The sequence below is a fragment of the Arcicella sp. BE140 genome (assembly GCF_031456255.1).
GTDB classification, from domain to species: Bacteria; Bacteroidota; Bacteroidia; order Cytophagales; family Spirosomataceae; genus Arcicella; species Arcicella aquatica.
The window spans coordinates 108,251-124,059 of sequence record NZ_JAVDUE010000015.1; the positions used below are offsets into that span (position 1 = coordinate 108,251).

The 15,809-nt window shown below is 35.2% G+C and carries 15 protein-coding genes; 5 read left to right on the top strand and 10 right to left on the bottom strand.

The genetic code is table 11. From position 1 onward, the window contains the following. Positions 1-23 precede the first annotated feature (23 nt). The 8 genes from J2Y60_RS18940 to J2Y60_RS18975 form a co-directional block, all read right to left on the bottom strand. Positions 24-632 (bottom strand): SprT-like domain-containing protein, encoded by a 609-nt coding sequence (locus J2Y60_RS18940; RefSeq protein WP_309922519.1) that lies wholly within the window; start codon positions 630-632, stop codon positions 24-26. A gap of 108 nt (positions 633-740) precedes the next feature. Continuing rightward, positions 741-911, bottom strand: a complete 171-nt coding sequence (locus J2Y60_RS18945) for a hypothetical protein (RefSeq protein WP_309922522.1) — start codon at positions 909-911, stop codon at positions 741-743. A gap of 239 nt (positions 912-1,150) precedes the next feature. Further along, positions 1,151-1,639 (bottom strand): GtrA family protein, encoded by a 489-nt coding sequence (locus J2Y60_RS18950; RefSeq protein ID WP_309922525.1) that lies wholly within the window; start codon positions 1,637-1,639, stop codon positions 1,151-1,153. 2 nt (positions 1,640-1,641) lie between these two features. After that, positions 1,642-3,057 (bottom strand): NADH-quinone oxidoreductase subunit N, encoded by a 1,416-nt coding sequence (locus tag J2Y60_RS18955; protein ID WP_309922528.1) that lies wholly within the window; start codon positions 3,055-3,057, stop codon positions 1,642-1,644. Between the two features lie 73 nt (positions 3,058-3,130). Beyond that, positions 3,131-4,582, bottom strand: coding sequence for an NADH-quinone oxidoreductase subunit M (locus J2Y60_RS18960; RefSeq protein ID WP_309922531.1), 1,452 nt, complete (start codon positions 4,580-4,582; stop codon positions 3,131-3,133). Positions 4,583-4,643: 61 nt separating this feature from the next. Then, positions 4,644-6,545, bottom strand: coding sequence for an NADH-quinone oxidoreductase subunit L (gene nuoL / locus J2Y60_RS18965; protein ID WP_309922534.1), 1,902 nt, complete (start codon positions 6,543-6,545; stop codon positions 4,644-4,646). A gap of 55 nt (positions 6,546-6,600) precedes the next feature. Continuing rightward, complete coding sequence (gene nuoK, locus J2Y60_RS18970; protein ID WP_309922538.1) at positions 6,601-6,930, bottom strand: NADH-quinone oxidoreductase subunit NuoK; 330 nt, start codon at positions 6,928-6,930, stop codon at positions 6,601-6,603. Between the two features lie 195 nt (positions 6,931-7,125). Continuing rightward, on the bottom strand, positions 7,126-7,941 hold the full coding sequence (locus tag J2Y60_RS18975) for an exonuclease domain-containing protein (RefSeq protein WP_309922541.1): 816 nt from the start codon (positions 7,939-7,941) through the stop codon (positions 7,126-7,128). 155 nt (positions 7,942-8,096) lie between these two features. On the opposite strand from J2Y60_RS18975, the gene J2Y60_RS18980 reads away from it, so the two are divergent. From J2Y60_RS18980 to J2Y60_RS19000, 5 genes are all read left to right on the top strand, one after another. Next, positions 8,097-9,068 (top strand): polyprenyl synthetase family protein, encoded by a 972-nt coding sequence (locus J2Y60_RS18980; protein ID WP_309922544.1) that lies wholly within the window; start codon positions 8,097-8,099, stop codon positions 9,066-9,068. Between the two features lie 121 nt (positions 9,069-9,189). Further along, positions 9,190-9,807, top strand: coding sequence for a rhomboid family intramembrane serine protease (locus tag J2Y60_RS18985; protein WP_309922547.1), 618 nt, complete (start codon positions 9,190-9,192; stop codon positions 9,805-9,807). A 162-nt stretch (positions 9,808-9,969) separates the two neighbouring features. Then, on the top strand, positions 9,970-11,121 hold the full coding sequence (locus J2Y60_RS18990) for a 1-deoxy-D-xylulose-5-phosphate reductoisomerase (protein ID WP_309922550.1): 1,152 nt from the start codon (positions 9,970-9,972) through the stop codon (positions 11,119-11,121). 89 nt (positions 11,122-11,210) lie between these two features. Next, positions 11,211-12,602, top strand: a complete 1,392-nt coding sequence (gene rseP, locus J2Y60_RS18995; protein WP_309922552.1) for an RIP metalloprotease RseP — start codon at positions 11,211-11,213, stop codon at positions 12,600-12,602. A 178-nt stretch (positions 12,603-12,780) separates the two neighbouring features. Further along, positions 12,781-13,290 (top strand): DUF6702 family protein, encoded by a 510-nt coding sequence (locus J2Y60_RS19000; protein WP_309922555.1) that lies wholly within the window; start codon positions 12,781-12,783, stop codon positions 13,288-13,290. A gap of 1 nt (position 13,291) precedes the next feature. On the opposite strand, the gene J2Y60_RS19005 is transcribed toward J2Y60_RS19000, so the two are convergent. Both J2Y60_RS19005 and J2Y60_RS19010 read right to left on the bottom strand, forming a co-directional pair. Further along, a complete protein-coding gene (locus tag J2Y60_RS19005; protein WP_309922558.1) occupies positions 13,292-14,332 on the bottom strand; it encodes a 5-methylcytosine restriction system specificity protein McrC in 1,041 nt (346 codons plus the stop codon). A gap of 79 nt (positions 14,333-14,411) precedes the next feature. Further along, positions 14,412-15,743 carry an AAA family ATPase gene (locus J2Y60_RS19010; RefSeq protein ID WP_309922562.1) on the bottom strand — a complete coding sequence of 444 codons (1,332 nt, stop codon included), beginning with the start codon at positions 15,741-15,743 and terminating at the stop codon, positions 14,412-14,414. Between the last annotated feature and the right edge of the window lie 66 nt (positions 15,744-15,809).

Below are 15,809 nucleotides of genomic sequence, written 5' to 3' on the forward strand. Positions count from 1 at the left end.
TAAACGTAAGCTGATTTCAAAAATTATATTTTTTTTACCATCGCTATGGCCGATACCACATACCGTTTGCCATTAGCTTTATCTGTACACAAAAACCGTGTTCTGCGTAAATCTCCTTTTTCAAAATACCTTCCATTTAATTCAAATATTTCGCCTTTTTCCAGATTCGTTAAAATTATTTTTGAGCAATCATCTGATAATTGATCATATTTTCTCAACTCTTTCATCAATGGCGAATAGCTCTGAGTAGTCGCAGAGGGATTTTGCAGATATTCTTTCAATGGAATAACTATCTCTATAGGCAAAATTTGTTCATTCAATAATGGTACAAATAAATCTTTAAAATACTTCTTCCATTCTTTCCCGTGGGGTTTTGGCTTATTACCAAATTGTTTAAAAGTAGCTAAGTGAGCTACTTCGTGAACGTAAGTAACTAGAAAAGAATAGGGGTTTAAATCGCCATTCACCGTAATTTGATGTCCTTTATCTCTTCTAAAGGAATAATCACCTAATTTAGATTGGCGTGTACGAGTAATTTTAAAGTTAAATTGGTATGTTCTCCACAAGTCAAAACAGTAATTAATAGTTGTGCTTGGGAAATATTTTTGAAAAACTTCTAATTCTTTTTTCATGATGCTAATATACTACAAAACCTCGTTGATTTCTGAATGAAATACACGAGGTCATAAAAAAAGCCTTAACTAGGTTAAGGCTTTTTTTTTCCAAAAGGAAACTGATAATTACTTAGTTGTTGTATCAGCAGCAGCAGTATCAACAACAGCAGCAGTATCAACAGCAGTTGTAGTATCTACAGTTACTGAATCAGTTGTAGTAGTTTCAGCTTTCTTTTCTGAACAAGCAGCTAATGAAATCATACCAGCTACTAAAGCGAATGCAAAAAATTTCTTCATTTCGTTGTGATTGGGGTTTGTTTGATACAAATTTATGTACAACTTTTATTCCATGCAAGGATTTGTAAATAAATTTTAAGTATTTCTTAATAATTGACAAAAAATCTAGTTTTTACAGTGTTTAATCAATGAAAAATACAATTAAAACCTTAAAAACTCTTTTATTTTAATATCTTTTTATAAATTAAGCTAGTACCTTAACAGTAAAAAATAAAATTAAATATTAAAATATTTATATTTTATAATACTAGCTTCTTCAGCCTGTCGTAAAAGCCAGTATCTTTAAAAGTAAAAGTTTTATGTAATGTATAGTTTGACATAAAACTAAACCCATTGCCAATTAAATGGCAAACCAGTTGATTTACATTAATTACCTTTTTTGAAAAAGGAATTAAATAATGAAATATTTCGAAATAATGATTTGAAATTCTGTAAGAGAAAGTAGCGAAAAACCAAGTTACTCCTCCCGAAAAAGTAGCCACCATTAAGTATTTCACTACTTCACGGCGAGTTTGACTTGACTTGCGCGCATTAAAGGCAAATAGTTTAGTGAGGATAAAACCTGCAATCAAAGAAATAAAATACGAGGGAGCAATGCTCGCTTCGTAACTTATTGAAAACCAAGACTGAAAGAGGCTACTACAAACTAGCTGAATGACAACTCCTGTTCCAGCAACCAAAAAGTAAACGATTAGATCCTTTTTGTTAAGTAATTTTGAATTCGACAAGATTAAAAGATATTTTTAACTAAATCAGGAGCTATTCCCAATACAATAGTCAGCGCTGTTGTTAGAATTAAGATATATTTATAAAACGGAGAGAGTGCTATTTTCTCTGTTTCACCTGTTTTCATGTACGCTGCAATGATTGGTTTAAAGTAATAATAAACCCCTACAGCTGACATTAAAATGGCAAGAATAAGAATCCCTTTGAACAATATTGAAGGGTTAGAGAACGCATCACTAAAGATAAAAAACTTACCAAAGAAGCCCGCAGTCAGAGGAATTCCTGCTAAAGACAACATTGATACCGTTAAAGAAAATGCTAATAATGGATTGTTTTTGGCTAGTCCGTTCAAAGCATCAAAACTTTCATCTGCTTTGCCTGCCTGAGATTTTGCTTCTGATACTACAATTAATACTGCAAAAGCTGTAATGGTAGCAATGGCATAAGCGAGAGAATAAAACAAAAGCGAAGAGTTTGTATCAGGTCTTTTAGCTAGTACTGTGATTAATAAATATCCAGCATGAGAGATACTAGAGTAAGCTAGCATTCTCTTGAAGCTTTGTTGATAAACAGCTGAAATATTACCAATAATTAAGGTAGCACAAACTATATAAACTAATGGATTTCCCCACAAACCATATACTGAAGGGAAGCATGTTGATAAAATACGATAAGTAGCTGCAATACCTGCTGTTTTAACTACTGTTGACATAAATGCTGTAAAGATACTTGGTGCACCCTCATACACATCTGGTGTCCAGAAGTGAAAAGGAGCTGCCGAAATTTTAAAGAGTAAGCCAACCATTATTAATATAACACCAGCATACAATAATGGGCCGTATGCACCACCCATTTGTTCTTTTGCCTGAGCCACTGCTAAACCTATTCCATGAATATCGAACGAGCCTGTTGCACCATACACTAATGCTACACCAAACAACAAAATACCTGTCGCAAAAGAACCCATTAAGAAATATTTCAGTGCTGCTTCGTTTGAACGTAAACTACGTTTATCAGAACCTGTCAACACATACATTGAAACAGAAAGGATTTCTAAGCCTACAAAAAGCATAATCAGGTTCTCGAAAGTTACCATCATGATAGCTCCCACCGTAGAAAACAACAAAATAGCATAGTATTCGGCTGGATGCGAGTGTTCGTCGTCATCACCAAAACTACGAGAGATACCTACTACAAGTAATGTTGACAACAAAATGATAGAAACAAAGTTGACTGATAGATTATTGGTTTTCAACATATTATTGAACCAATAATATTCGTGATTCCAGTCTGCGAAATTTAATCCAAGAGCAATAAGGACAAAAACTAGCGTAGCTGGTAATAATATTTTACGGTTGTTCAAAAAACCTAAAAATAGATTAGAAATCCCGAAGAGTGATAATGCTATAATTGCGTTCATGTTTCAAATTTGAAAACTTGAATAGTTGAATTTCTGAAAAGGCAAAAACAATTTCATAAATCCAATAATCAAATTATTTGATGATTGATAATAATTGGCTAACAGCTGGTTCAGTTAATTTTAAGAAAATATTCGGTGCAATACCCAAAGCAATTACTAAGAATGAAAGCGGTAACAAGACTGCTTTTTCATTAAAAGTCAAATCAGCGAATCCTTCTGTAATTGTAGAAGTATGACCAAACATTGATTTTTGAACCATTCTTAACATATAAACTGCTCCTAAAATGATGGTTAATCCTGCTACTGCTCCTATCCAAGCATTGTACTCATATACTCCTTTCAATAACAAAAATTCACCAACAAAACCATTTGTAAGTGGTAAGGCAACTGAACCCAACATTAAAATGATGAAGTAAACCGTCAGGTTTGGAGTCGTTTGTGTAATCCCTCCTAAAAGTGCTAATTCACGTGATTTTGTTCTTCTTTCAATAATTTCTACCACAAAGAATAAACCAACTACATTAATACCGTGTGCCAACATCTGAATCAATGCTCCCTGAATACCGTCAAGGTTTCCTGAGAAAATACCTGCCGACATCAATCCTACGTGTGCAAATGATGAATAGGCAATCAATCGTTTCATGTCTTTTTGCTGAATAGCAATCACCGAACCATAAATGATACCAATTACCGAAAGGATGATGGCTACAAAGCCCCACTTTTCAACACCTAGTGGAACAATTGGTAAGATAAAGCGAATTAAGCCATAAACACCCATTTTCAACATAATGCCCGACAAAAGCATTGTTCCTGCCGTAGGAGCTTCCTGATAAGTATCTGGTTGCCAAGTATGGAATGGGAAAAGTGGCATTTTAATAGCAAAAGCAATAAAAAATGCACCAAATAAATAACTCTGTGTTGATATTTCTAATCCTTTTGCAGATTGGTAAATCACATTAATATCTGAAGAATGTGTCCCTGGTGTTAGTAAGTACAAGTACACTAATGCCAACAACATAAACAAAGAACCAAACAATGTATACACAAAAAACTTGAATGTTACTTTAATACGATTCTCTCCGCCCCAAATTGCTGCAATAAAATAGATAGGAATCAAAGCGGCTTCAAAGAAGAAGTAGAAAAGGAACGCATCTTTAGCAGTAAATACGCCTACTAATGCTGCCTGCATAAACAATATCAATGCATATAGTTTTGAAGCATTTGGATAATTATTCCCAAAAGTAGAAAGGATGATAAATGGCACCATTAAAGTAGTAAGAATTACCAATATCAAACTGATACCATCTATGCCTACAGAAAACTTAATACCTGCAGAATGAATCCAATCGTAACTAACACTAAATTGTGAAGTAACATCTGGTACAAATGACTTATACAAATATACCCCTAAAGCCAACTCAGCAAAAGCAAAGACAAGGGCAACAGTTTTAGCGGTTTCTCCCTTGATGGCTAATGTAATTAGCCCTGCAATAATGGGAAGAAGAATGAGAGAAAGTGTTAGCATATTTTTTTATCAATCGGATTTGTAATGAGCAAATCTTTCAATGTATTTAATTGTCTTTAATCTATCCCAAAAGGAAACTTTTCAAGCCCCAAACTAATATGACTGCAATAGATAACACCATTGCAAAAATATAATAACCTGTTGTTCCACTTTGAAGCAAACGAATTTCGCTAGAAAGTGTCTTTACTAATTTCCCTATACTTTCTACAATTAAATCAATTACTAGGAACTCAATAACCGAAGTAAAGAAATTAGAAAGTACTGTGATTGGTTTTACAAAAATGGCATTGTACAATTCGTCTATATAATACTTATTGTAAATTACTTTTTGTAAACCACTTTCTTGCCCTTCAGCTAATGGAACATTTTTCTTCACAACGTATATGAAGTAGGCAACACCAGCAGAAACCAACGCCGCTATTACTGAAACAATCATTAATTTTATTTCAAGAGATTCATCAACTGCAACGTGTTCAAGCGCTGATTGCTCAAACAATGGAGCCATAAATTCTGCTAAGCTAGCATGACCACCAAAAATATGAGGGAAGTTAAAGAATCCGCCTATTGCTGAAAGTACTGCAAGAATCATCAATGGAGCAGTCATTGCTATTGGCGATTCGTGCAAATGATGCTTTTGTTCTTCTGTTCCTCTGAATTCTCCGAAAAATGTAAGGAATAATAAACGGAACATATAGAATGAGGTCATTATTGAACCCAATACACCAAAAGCCCACATTAATTTATTATGCTCGAAAACGTGTGCTAAGATTTCGTCTTTAGAGAAGAACCCTGCAAAAGGAGGAATACCAGAGATAGCAATGGTAGCAATCAAGAAAGTAATGAAGGTGATAGGCAATTTTTTACGAAGCCCACCCATTGAACGAATATCTTGTTCGTCAGACATGGCGTGAATCACAGAACCCGCTCCTAAGAACAAAAGTGCTTTGAAGAATGCGTGAGTCATTACATGGAAGAATGAAGAAGAATAAGCCATTACTCCCAAGCCCATAAACATATAGCCTAGTTGCGAAACCGTTGAGTAAGCCAATACCTTTTTAATATCATTTTGGAAAAGACCAATAGAAGCCGCCAACAAGGCAGTGGCCAACCCTACCCAAGCTACGATATCAAGGGTTTCGGGTGCTAGTGAATACATAACATTCGAGCGAATAATCATGTAAATACCAGCTGTTACCATCGTAGCTGCGTGGATTAAAGCAGATACGGGTGTCGGACCAGCCATCGCATCTGGCAACCAAGTATATAATGGAATCTGTGCCGATTTACCCATTGCTCCAACGAACAAAAGAATCGTGATATAAAACAACGTTTTGTCGCCAGAAGAATATCCATCTTCTACTACTCTTCTAAATACTTCTGAATATTCAACAGTACCAAAATGAGTAATTATCAAGAAAATACCCAATAGAAAGCCTAAATCACCAATACGGTTCATAATAAAGGCTTTACGTGCGGCATTTCCGTAATTACTATTCTTATTCCAGAAACCAATTAATAAATATGAACATAAACCTACGCCTTCCCAACCAATGAACATTACGACATAGTTTGAACCTAATACTAGTAAAAGCATGAAGAACAAGAAGAGATTTAAGAAAGCAAAAAACTTTCCGAAGCCTTCGTCATGACTCATGTAGGCAATCGAATAAATATGAATTAGCGTTCCTACCCCTGTAATGATTAAAAGCATCAACAACGAAAGTTGATCTAGCTGAAATGACATCGAGATATTCAAGGTGCCAACTGTAATCCAGTCGAACAAATGAACAATCTGAGGTTGACCATTAAAGCCTAAAAACAAGGTTAAAGCACAAGCAAATGAGGCAAATGCTGCCGCAGAGCTAATAATACCAGCTAAAGACTTAGGTACATGACGGAATCCGATTCCATTGATAAGGAAGCCGATTAAGGGAAATAGTGGAATGAGTGTAATTAGAGACATAATTCTAATTTGAAAGTTTTCTAAATTTGAGATGATAATGTTTTAAATTGGAAAATTACCATTTCAATTTATTCAACAAACCAACATCAATTGTCTGGATATTTCTATAAATCATCACGATGATAGCAAGCCCAACAGCTACTTCGGCTGCGGCTACTGCCATGATAAAAAATACAAAGATTTGTCCAGAGGGGTCAGCTTTATAAGATGAAAATGCTACCAGTAATAAATTTACGGCATTCAGCATTAATTCAACCGACATGAAGATGATGATTGCGTTGCGGCGTGTTAATACGCCAATAATTCCGATACAAAATAAGGCTGTACTGAACCAGACATAATAGTTCAAATCTATTTCACGGATGACATCAGGTATTTGTTGCATGAGTATAGCGTTTCTGCTTGAGAACTTAATTAAACGAAACTTATTTTGCTAAATCAAAAAGCACTACTTGTTTATTGAATCTTATAATGTACTTATGAAAACTTATCAGCAAAATTAAGGAAAAACTGATAAAAGCATAAAAACAAAAGACAAAAGTGTAGGTTTATTCTGCCCAGACCTTTGTCTTTTGCTATTTTACTTGTTATTGAAAGCTCTAAGCTTTATTTCTGTGAGTTTTCTCTTGGTATCCATCGGAAAATCACCCTTCATCATCCAATCATAATATGACGGTTCTTCCTTCAATACTTGCACAACTGGCTTGCCAGCATGCTTGCCGAAATTGATTACTTCAATTCCTTCTTTATTGAAAGCCATTCTTTGTGCAAAATCTACGAGTTTAGAGGCCGTGATTTCGTGCAAAGCATCCATGTCATTTTTTACGGGCTCAATCTCAACACCATTACTATCTTTAATTTTCACGCCTTCATAATGTTTTACTTGGGCATTCAAAACTTCGAGCGTAGCAATTGTATCAGCCTCTGCCGAGTGTGCATCGATTAATTCTTTTTTACAATAAAATTTATAGGCAGCCGATAGCGTACGAGGTTCCATCAAATGGAAAATACGTTGGGCATCAATCAGCCTACGATTTTTAACATCAAAATCTATCTCATTTCTAAGAAATTCCTCTACTAAAATCGGAACATCAAAACGATTTGAATTAAACCCAGCTAAATCACACCCTTCTAAAAACTGAGCCATCGATTTGGCTATTTGTTTAAAGGTGGGTTCGTTCTTAATGTCTTCATCATAAATACCATGCACCAATGATGACTCCAAAGGAATAGGTATTTCAGGATTTACACGACGGGTTTTGACTGTAACAGTACCATCAATATTGGCTTTGGCAATACTGATTTCTACGATACGGTCTTTTACAACATTTACACCTGTCGTTTCTAGATCGAAAACGGCAAGAGGTTTACGGAGTTTGAGCTGATGGTTGAGCATAAATAATATAGACCTCAATTAGAGGTTTTGCAAAGTTAGCCAAAATAAATCTGAAACGAGTGAGAGTTTAAATTCTTCTTTCTATTTTTGGCAATTCATAACATTTCTAACATGAAGTGCGTTACTTCTTAATAAGAAGAACCATCAATTATTAAATGAAACTTACACAATTCGTACAAGCTCTCAACGAAGAATTTTCTCAGCAAACTTACGGCGAACATCCCGAAGAATTATATGAACCCATTCGATATTTAATGTCATTGGGTGGTAAAAGAATGCGTCCATTAATGACATTAATGGCAACAGCCTTATTCACAGACGATTGGCAAAAAGCAATAAAGCCTGCAACTGCAGTGGAAGTATTCCATAATTTCACTTTAATGCATGATGACATCATGGATAAAGCGCCGTTACGTCGGGGCAAACCTACTGTTCATGCCAAATGGAATGATAATACCGCTATTCTTTCTGGGGATGTAATGCTAGTACAAGCGTATGAATTATTAATGTTTGTAGAAGATACTCGATTTAAAAAAGCATTAAAAAGATTTAATCGTACAGCCGCAGAAGTTTGTGAAGGTCAGCAATTGGATATGAATTTTGAAAAACGTGAGGACGTTAGTGAAGAAGAATATCTGGAAATGATCAAGTTGAAAACGTCGGTATTATTAGGATATGCCCTAGAGCTTGGCGGAATCATAGGCGGAGCAAGTGATAAATCATGTGATTTATTGTATAATATTGGTTTAAATATTGGCTTAGGGTTCCAATTAAAAGATGATTTATTGGATGTTTACGGAGACCCCGAAAAATTTGGTAAGCAAGTAGGCGGTGACATTATTTCTAATAAAAAGACTTTTATGCTGATAGAAGCCTTAGAAAAAGCGACAGGCGATACAAAAATTGAATTAAATAAATGGCTTTCTTTAGAAGAATTTGATGCGACGGAGAAAGTAAAAGCCGTTACTGCTATTTATGATTGTTTGGGAATAGACCAATTGGCTAAAATTAAGATAAATGCTTATTTTGATAAAGCCTTTGAAGCCCTAGATTCACTAAAGGTAGATGACGAAAGAAAGGCTGTGTTACGAACATTCACTGAAACTTTGATTGATAGAGAGGTTTAGCTTAAATTTGTCAAGAAATATTGTGGCAGTCGAACCATTTGTTTCGACTGCTTTTGTTTTATGAAAAAAGAAACCTATTGTACCTTAATATATTTTTCCACAGATATTCTAAAAAAATAATATGTCATTAACTTTCATTTTTATTGGAATTACGATTGCTCTTAGCCTTTACGCCTGGAACAACCAAACCATTTTGAACAAATGGATCATGCATCCATACTCTGTAAAAGAATATAAAGAATATTATCGTTTCTTGACATCTGGTTTTTTGCACGCAGATTATGGACACTTATTCTTCAATATGTTGAGTTTGTATTTTTTTGGTTTTATAGTAGAAAAAAATTTTTCCATCTATTTTGGTTCTGATATTGGTTCATTATTATATGCTGCACTTTACTTATTGGGTATTATCGTTGCCAATGTGCCAAGTTATGCAGACCATAAAAATGATCGTTATTATAACGCACTTGGGGCTTCAGGGGGTGTTTCGGCTGTTGTATTTTCAGCTATACTTTTTCAACCTACTGCCCAAATTTATGTGTATTTCTTTCCGATGCCAGGTTTTATATATGCTATTTTGTATTCGTTTTACTCGTATTATATGTCTAAGCGAAATTTAGATAATATTGGGCATTCAGCTCACCTTTATGGTGCTGCTTTTGGTGTTGCTTTTACTTTACTATTGAAACCTTCGCTATTTTCGGACTTTATTAGCCAAATTCTAAGCTGGAGTCTTTAAATTTATGCCATAAATCAAATTGAAGGTGTAAAAGAGAACGTCTTTTTGATTTCCACCCAAGCCTTTGATAAGTACCATTAAAATAACTGAAATTTTATTAGCGAATAGTCTGATAATAAGATTGATAGCTTACAGCTCGGGGCTGATAGCTACTTATAATTTATGCAAAAAAGAAAAATTGCCATTTTGGGCTCAACGGGTTCAATCGGAACACAAGCCTTAGAAGTAATAAAAGCAAACGAAAACATTTTCGAAGTTGAAGTACTAACTGCTCAGAACAATGCTGATTTATTGATTGAACAAAGCTTAGCTTTCAAGCCTAACTGCGTAGTAATTGGTAATGACGATTTATATGATAAAGTACATGCTATCTTAGACCCCGCAGGTATCAAGGTATATGCTGGTGCAAAAGCACTCGAAGCCGTTGTTCAAATGGATACTATTGATATTGTGCTTACTTCAATGGTGGGTTATGCTGGCTTAATACCAACTATCAAAGCCATTGAAGCCGGCAAACACATTGCCCTTGCAAATAAAGAAACCTTGGTGGTTGCAGGGGAATTAATTACTAAACTTGCCGAAGAAAAAGGCGTAAACATCTACCCTGTCGACTCTGAGCATTCTGCTATCTTTCAATGCTTAGTAGGTGAATTTCATAATCCTATCGAAAAAATTATTCTGACCGCTTCTGGTGGGCCTTTCAGAGGAAAAAAACGGGAAGACTTATTGAAAGTAACTAAAGCACAAGCCTTAAAACATCCAAATTGGGTGATGGGTGCTAAAATCACAATTGATTCGGCCAGTTTGATGAATAAAGGGCTAGAGGTAATTGAGGCAAAATGGTTATTCGGGCTAAAGGCCTCTCAAATCGAAGTAGTGGTTCATCCTCAGTCTATTATTCATTCATTGGTGCAGTTTGAAGATGGTTCAATGAAGGCTCAAATGGGTTTACCCGATATGAAATTGCCCATTCAATTTGCTTTGGGCTTTCCTAACAGACTAAAGTCGGATTTTCCACGTTTTGACTTCACAAAATATCCGTCTCTAACATTTGAACAACCTGATACCGAAACATTTCGTAACTTGCAATTAGCTTTCGAAGCGATGGACAAAGGGGGCAACCTTGCTTGTATCATGAATGCCGCCAACGAAATTGCCGTTGAAGCATTTTTGCAGGATAAAATCGGCTTTTTACAGATGTCAGACCTTATCGAAAACTGTATGAATAAAGTAACATTTATTCCTCAGCCAAGTATCGACGATTATATACAGACAGACCAAGAAACAAGAAGACTAGCCCAAACGCTAGTTTGATATTTATCAATATTTATTTAATCAGTAAAGAAATCTCAAAACACAAATCGTAAATAGTCAATTAAATTTTACGAGATAACACTTAGCAAATGGACGGTTTAGTTATGGCGGGACAGTTAATTTTAGGACTGTCAATTTTAGTAAGTTTACATGAATTTGGACATTATATTACCGCAAAATGGTTCAAAATGCGTGTTGATAAATTCTACCTATTTTTTGATTTCTTATTCCCAGTACCTACGGTGCTGAACTTTGCTTTATTCAAAAAGAAAATCGGTGATACTGAATATGGGTTGGGTTGGTTTCCATTGGGTGGTTATGTTTCGATTGCAGGGATGATTGATGAAACACAAGATGCTTCTAAATTATCTGCTATTCCCGAACCTTGGGAATTTCGTGGCAAACCTGCTTGGCAACGTTTAATCGTGATGCTTGGTGGTATTATCGTTAACGTAATTTTGGGTGTTGTTATCTACTTTGGTATTAATTATAAAACTGGTAACAACTATATTTCTAAAGATGAATTAAACAAAAACGGTATTTACGCAGGAACTTTGGCACAAGAAGTTGGCTTTAAAACAGGCGACAAAATATTAAAAGTAAACGGACAAGATTTTAAAGAGTATAGCGAAATAGGTGGTGCTATCTTGGATGATAACGTTTCTTATACCGTAGAGCGGGCTGGTAAAATTATCGAAGTAGTTATCCCTTCTGACTTTTTGAATAAATTGTCTGACCAAAAAGATCAATTCATTCAGCCATTATATCCTTTCAAAATTGCGCTAGTTTCCGAACCCAAAAAGCCCTCATTATTAAGTAAACTATTTGGTAAATCTGGCGAACAAGAAGAATATCCTGCCTACAAAGCTGGATTGAAAGCAGGTGATAAAATTGTGAGTATGAACGGACAACCTGTAGTGTTCTATCAGTTATTAAAAGACAGTCTAACAAAATATGCTGGCAAAAAAGTAGCTTTTGGGATAGAAAGACAAGGGAAAGTTGATACAATGGATATTACTGTTACCAAAGAAGGAAAGCTTGGATTTGCGATGGAACGTTTGATTAAATTCTCTCATGAGGATTATACTATCGGGCAGGCCTTTGTAATGGGTGCTCACGATGCTTTTGACGTGGTAGTAAAAAATGTAAAAGGCTTTAAAAAGATTTTTGCGGGAGATGTTCGTGCTGATAAAGCATTGAGCGGTCCTTTTGAAATTGCAGAAATGTATGGTGCTCACTGGGATTGGTTAAATTTCTGGACGCTTACAGGTCTGCTTTCGATGGCTTTGGCATTTATGAATTTGTTGCCAATTCCTGCATTAGATGGTGGTCATGCATTGTTTTTATTATATGAAATCATTACTGGTCGCCCACCATCGGAAAAAGTATTAGAGAGAGCTCAACAAGTAGGAACAGTAATCCTGTTGGGACTAATGATTTTTGTATTAGGAAATGGTGCCTTCAAAACATTTTTCAAATAGAATGATAGTAATTAATAATATTAATATACAAAAACCTCATCCGCAACAGCGGCCGTCCCAACCCCTTCTCCTTCCGAGAAGGGGCTTTTTTGGCTTCAAGAAGACTATTAAATTCAATCTTTTATCCCTAGCGAGGGACTTAAGTCCCTCGCTAGGGATATTTAGCTTAACTGCATTTGTGAAACGGTTTATCCCCCTTTTAGGAATCATCATCCTTTCAAGCAGTTTCAAGCTAAACAACACTGGTTTGCACGCATTTCATACCAGCCTTACAGAAATGCGTTATAATGCTAAAAGCAAAGGGTTTGAAGTAAGTCTTAGAGTGTTTACTGATGACCTAGAGAAGGTAATATCACGTGATAATCAGAACAAGAAAATCGTTATTGAGAATAATGACAAGAATGATGCTTTGGTAGAACAATACGTAAAAAAACACTTTATGTTGGTCAATGCTACTAATCAGCTAAAGGCGATTCAATACGTTGGTAAAGAAAAGGAAGGGGATGCTACTTGGATTTATTTAGAAGTGCCCGTGAACGAAGCCATTGTAGGATTAAAACTTAAAAATGATGTATTGGTTGATATGTTTGAAGACCAAACAAATATTGTGAATGTCTTTATAAAAGATGAAAAAAAGTCATTTATCTTCAATGCTAAAACAAAGATTTTTGCCATTAGCTTTGAGTAATTTAGCTAGAATGAGTTTCTAACTCGTGCTGTTTTCTGTCTAATATTTTTAACAAATCGTTTTTGATGTCCATCCACGATTGATTCAGGTTTAAGGTTTCTACCCTGATTTGATGTCCTTCGTAAGTGTAAGAAAGGCTTAGGCTTTTCTGAACAGTTGGGTACAACAAAATCCCCTCAGCTTGTAGGTTTGGTTGATTTTTTAAGTAGGCAAACATTTGGTATAAATTCCGAGAATGTATTTTTTCAGCATCATAAAAATGTTGAAGTGTCTCTGAATAATACTTGGCATCTATGATAATCTTTCGGTCAAAAGGGAGTTTGATAGAAATATCTGTTTGCATCTTGGGCAAAAAATGCATCTGCTCACCTATGAATTGCCAATGTAAATCTTCTCTAAAAACCTTTGCTTCGGGTACTTCAATCTTGTAGAAATTACGGACAAACTCTTCAAACAGCCTAGCCATTTGGCGTTCGTCTCTCAGAAAATCCTTAAATTTCACTTCTCCTGTTTTTTCATGAATCAGTAGATTGTGATGTAACAATTCACAAATATTGAGTAAAAAGAGATAATACTGATTATGACGATTAATCTGTACACGCGCAAAAGTATCATTACTGATGGTGATAGTATCAATATCTGTTAAATGATACAAAACAGTCTGTATCTCTCTTTTCAGTTTTCTATCAAGCGTTGGCAGTTTTATTACATGCTGTAAGGAAGTTTTTAATACCTGATTAGATAAAATATTGACTGAAAGCTCATCAAACTCGCACATTGCCAATCCTTGCTGAAATAGATTTTTACGGAATGAATAATTAAAATCTACTCTCCCTTTTATACCTTGATAAAGGTTTTGTTCGGCGATGTATTGTTTATCTAGCCCACGGTTAATTAATAATTTTGTACCCTTCAAAAGCACCCTTGCTAGCAAATTAGGCAAATCTGTTACTTCAATCGTAGAAACATTAATAAGCTCCTTTTCCTCAAGCCGATTCCAAGCGTAGCAGAGTAGGTAATATATGTTTTCGATTGGAATCATTTTGAGTTGGGAGTTTTGAATTCGGAGTGAGGAATGATTTTCATTTAAAAACTTAAAGCTTATTGCTTATTGCTTAAAGCTAAAAAATCTCAAGCAATTTTTTAATTTCACCTTTCACTTTCTCTTCATTATCAAACCAATATTCTTCTAAAAGCGGAGCGATTTCTAGGTTTACAATCCTGCGATACCATTTATGCGTATCATCTTCATTCGCAAAAGTTGAAAAATAACTATGCCCAATCTGAAAACCTTTTTGTAAGTTTTTATCGTTGGCAATCACTTGATTCAATTGTGAGATTGCCTTACTGATATTTTCAGCAAAATTTCTTTCAACACCTTTTTGTACTAAATATGCTACAAACTTTTGGTTGAAAAGAGGCTCTAGGTTAATAAAGGCAAAGCGTCTTCTCAAGGCATAATCTATCATTGCCAAAGAGCGGTCTGCTGTATTCATTGTGCCGATGATGTACAAATTATCAGGCACATAAAACGGTTCAGAGTCTTTATCGCCATAAGTCAATGGCATTTCGTTGGCTCTCCCACGTTTGTCTGATTCAATCAGTAGTAACAATTCACCAAAAATTTTGCTCAGGTTACCACGGTTTATTTCATCAATAATAAAAAAATGGTCTATCCCTGCATTGCGTTGCGCTTGCCTACAAAACTCATAAAATACTCCATTTTTAAGTTTAAACCCTCCTTCTCCGTCAGGTCGTAGTCCTTGTATAAAGTCTTCATAAGAATACGACTGGTGAAACTGTACCATCTTTATTCTGGAATCGTCCTGAGTACCGACCAGCGTATAAGCTAGCCTCTTAGCAATAAAGGTTTTGCCCACGCCCGGAGGGCCTTGAAGAATAATATTTTTCTTGTATTTCAGCGTCTCGAGTATCTCTTCAAATTGCTCTTCATCCATAAATAGGTCTACTAAAGCATCTTTCTTTTCATAGGGTATCAACACATCTTCACCCATCATTGCTTCTTTCTGTGCATCAATCATCGCCTGAATAGCCTCAAATTCATCCTCTGTAATTTTGAATAAGCTTCCTTGATTATTCTTTAATACTTCCGAATCTTTAAAGAAATGTATTGATTTTAGTTCAATCCAATCGATAGGTTCGGGTACTCGTTCTTTCATTTTGAAAGAGATTATTTCGCCAAAATGAGGGTCGACGTGCAGTGCTTCTGTAATCTCAAAAATTGCTTTTATTTGTTTTACAGGAGTAGATTCATAGCCAATCACTAAATCGCCTTTCTTTACAGCCTCGAAATATTTATAGATCCGCCTTTTATGGTCAAACTCGTTATGCGAAGTATAAGACTGTACTTGTTCAGGTTTGAGCGAGTCTATCGACCAAATACGAGGATTGGCATTCAACCACCAATAATTTCTAGCATTTTTTTGAGGCATCTCTATCTAAAATTTATACAAATATATCCAAAAAAAACAGCCTGAAATCAAAATGAAATCAGGCTG